This is a genomic window from Pelatocladus sp. (assembly GCF_059505505.1).
In genome coordinates, this window is sequence record NZ_JCACKS010000176.1 from 1 (window position 1) to 3,285 (window position 3,285).

Genomic DNA, 3,285 nt, shown 5'->3' on the forward strand with positions numbered 1-3,285 from the left:
ACAAGGTAATGTCTCTGTTTTCCTTTCCTCAAATACTACTAGCTAGGCAGTTACCAATTTTTTAACTAATGACCAGAGGAGAGAAATCGGTAAAATGACGATCGCTAACAAGATTCGCCCCCAATCTAAGCAACGCATCGAGATCGAAACAGAAGTACGCTGCTTTTGTAAGTTGCTGAGATTTTCTTGGATTTTCACTGTCCAGGAATGATTAACCCCTAGTAAGCGTTCGCACATCACCGAGGCTTCTTTTAACAGAGGTTCGGCTTTGGCATATTGCCCTTGGGAACGGTAGAGTGAAGCTAAATTGTTCAAGCTTGTAGCCACATCAGGATTGTCGCCCTCATACATATGCTTTCTCATCGCCAGTGCTTCTTGAAATAGAAGTTCGGCTTCGGTGTATCGCCCTTGGCTATTGTAGAGTGAAGCCAAATTATTTAAGCTTTGGGCTACATCGGGATGTTCGCTTGTATACAGGCGCTTTCTCATGGCAAGGGCGGCGATGTAAAGGGGTTCGGCTTCGGTGTGCCGTCCTTGACTGTTGTAAAGTAAAGCTAAATTGTTCAAGCTTTGGGCTATGTCGGGATTGTCATCCTGATATAGGCGTTTCCTGATTGCTAAGGCTTCGGTGTAGAGAGATTCGGCTTCGGTGTATCGTCCTTGATTTTTGTAAAGACTTGCTAAACTGTTCAAGCTTTGTGCTAAATCGGGGTGATCTTCTTTATAAAGGCGTTTTCTCATCGCTAAGGCTTCGATGTAGAGAGGTTCGGCTTCGGTGTACCGCCCTTGAATTTTATAAAGACTCGCTAAACTGTTCAAGGTGTGGGCTAAATCGAGATGATCGCCTGCATAGAGACGGTTTCTCATCACTAGGGCTTCGATGTAAAGAGGTTCGGCTTCGGTATACCGCTTTTGGCTTTTGTAAAGCCTTGCTAATCCATTTAAGGTGTGGGCTAAGTCGGGATGATCGCTTGTATACAGGCGCTTTCTCATCGCTAGAGCTTGGGTGTAGAAGGGTTCGGCTTCGGTATATATCTTTTGGGAACGGTAGAATTCTGCTAAAGCATTCAAGCTGGTAGCCAAGTCGGGATGATCGCCGGAAAACAAAGCCTGACAAACCTGTAGGGATTGCTCATACCAAAATTCTGCTAATTTATATAATCTCTGTCCTTGGTAAAATCTTCCCACCCCCACAAATATCCAAGCGACTTCATCTACACAATTTGCAGCCAGAGATTTTATCTGTTGCTGTGTGGTTTCCCTAATCTCTGCAATTAAACGCCTTCCGAAGTCTTCGAGATGGGGAATGATGTCTCGAAAGAATTTGACATCTTTTAAAGTCACACAATCAGGGATACTTTTGGCAAGGGCGATCGCATGATGAGCAAATATTTTTTCCACGACAGACTTAATCTCGCCAGACTCCGCTAACTTTTCCTGGAAAAACAACCGCAATAAAGAATGAATTTGAAAAGATTTGTCTCTGTGTTCTAACTGTTGCAGCAAGTTGCGATCGCAAAGTTGTTTTTTGGCAACGTTGAGTTCATCTTCTGACCAAATTAGCTGTTTATGTTGTTCTTGGTTTGCTTGTTCTGTATGTCCTGTCGCTACCCAAACCACTAAATCCCAAACAATCAACTGGGGAGAAAATAAACTCAACAATTTTCCGAGTTGTTGCGCCAAGGGGTCGAGTTCTGACCAAATTAAAGCAAAAACGGCTTTGACTCCTCGTTGCGATGCACTGAGATTTTCTCCTTGCTGGAGAGTTGCGTCTGTTAATTTCTGGTCTTGCAACCGTTCAAGCATCATATTTAGAGATAGTTCTGGATTTTTCGCTAAATAGCCCCCGACTAACTTTATCCCCAAAGGCAAAAATCTCAGAGATTTGCATATTGCAAAAGCAGCTTCTAGTTCATTGACAATGCGCTTGTCTGTGTCTCCTAAAAGCTTTTGTAAAAGTTCTAATGCTTTTCCTGGTTCTTGTTGGGGTGAGAGAACATTTAAGGAAATCTCTTGGATAAAATTAGTGTCTAAATACCGTAGCCTTGTAGTCACCAGGACTCGAAAACGCAGATCGGTGGGGACGATTTCGCGGAGATTGGCTAAGTCAGTAATATTGTCAAAAATAATTAAGATCGGCGAGGAAGATTCGGGATATTGAGACCAACACCAGGCGATTTGTTCATTGAGACTTAAGAGTTTTTTTCCTTGTTTTTGGGGAATCTCCAAACCAAACTGTAACCGAAACAATTGCAAAATTTCAGTGGTGAGATTGGTTTGGCTAGCATCAAACCAAGCTATTCCCCCATACACATTTTCATATTGTCTGGCGTATTGGGTGACTAATTCAGTTTTACCCACCCCTTCCATTCCCACTACTGCAACATAATTTCCCTGGCGCAACTCTTGATGCACAGTAGCCAATTCCTGTTCTCGTCCCACAAAATCAACAGAACTGGGGTGGGGAATAAATTTTGTCGGGAATAAGCGCTTTTGTCCCTGCTGAATCTGAGTGTCAATGCTAATTTGATCAGCAGGAACGGTAAAATCGCCAGTTGGGTCGGCGAACTTCCGAAAATCTTCAGGCATGTATAGAATTCACTGCTAATTAAGATAAAAATGACTGATTTTGGATGTTTTCTATTGCACCTGGTATCTTAACCATACCAATTTTTGGTGCTAATTTTTGCAGGTTGGGGATCGGGGATCGGGGATTGGGGGAACAAGGGGGGAGCATCCCAAATGTTCAAAAAACGCCTGCGATTGAAATCGCAGTCTCATAGTGAAACTCTGCTGAAGCAGACTGTTTGATTTTATGAAGTCGTCTTCAGACGACTTGCGCTATTAGCAAAGGGTTTAAACCCTTTGCTTTATGGTATTTTGAAAAAATTGGGATGCTCCCAACAAGGGAGACAAGGGGGGGTTAAGATTTTTCAGATCCGGGAAAGTTCTTATTTGGAACGAGAAAGTTCTTATTTGGAACGGGAAAGTTCTTGTTTGGAACGGGAAGGTTCTTGTTTGAAGCGAGAAAGTTCTTGTTTGGAACGAGAAGGTTCTTGTTTGAAGCGAGAAAGTTCTTGTTTGGAACGGGAAGGTTCTTGTTTGAAGCGAGAAAGTTCTTGTTTGGAACGAGAAAGTTCTTAATTGTTATATTACGTCAACTCAACGAACTTAAGCCATGTCTGTCTTATGATCCAAGCTTGTAAGTGCGCTACTCCCTGGGGAGCGTTTTTAGCTAAATCAAAAAGAAGCCTCTCACCTACCCGCAAGGGAGGTGATGAGATG

At 42.9% G+C, this 3,285-nt stretch carries 2 protein-coding genes; one reads left to right on the top strand and one right to left on the bottom strand.

The genetic code is table 11. The features are described from left to right. Nucleotides 1–42: 42 nt before the first annotated feature. Nucleotides 43–2,589, bottom strand: a complete 2,547-nt coding sequence (locus AC5JMK_RS13905) for a tetratricopeptide repeat protein (RefSeq protein WP_495910369.1) — start codon at nt 2,587–2,589, stop codon at nt 43–45. Between the two features lie 366 nt (nt 2,590–2,955). Here AC5JMK_RS13905 and AC5JMK_RS13910 point away from each other — a divergent pair, with 366 nt between their 5' ends. Next, nucleotides 2,956–3,144, top strand: a complete 189-nt coding sequence (locus tag AC5JMK_RS13910; protein ID WP_495910370.1) for a hypothetical protein — start codon at nt 2,956–2,958, stop codon at nt 3,142–3,144. Nucleotides 3,145–3,285 lie beyond the last annotated feature (141 nt).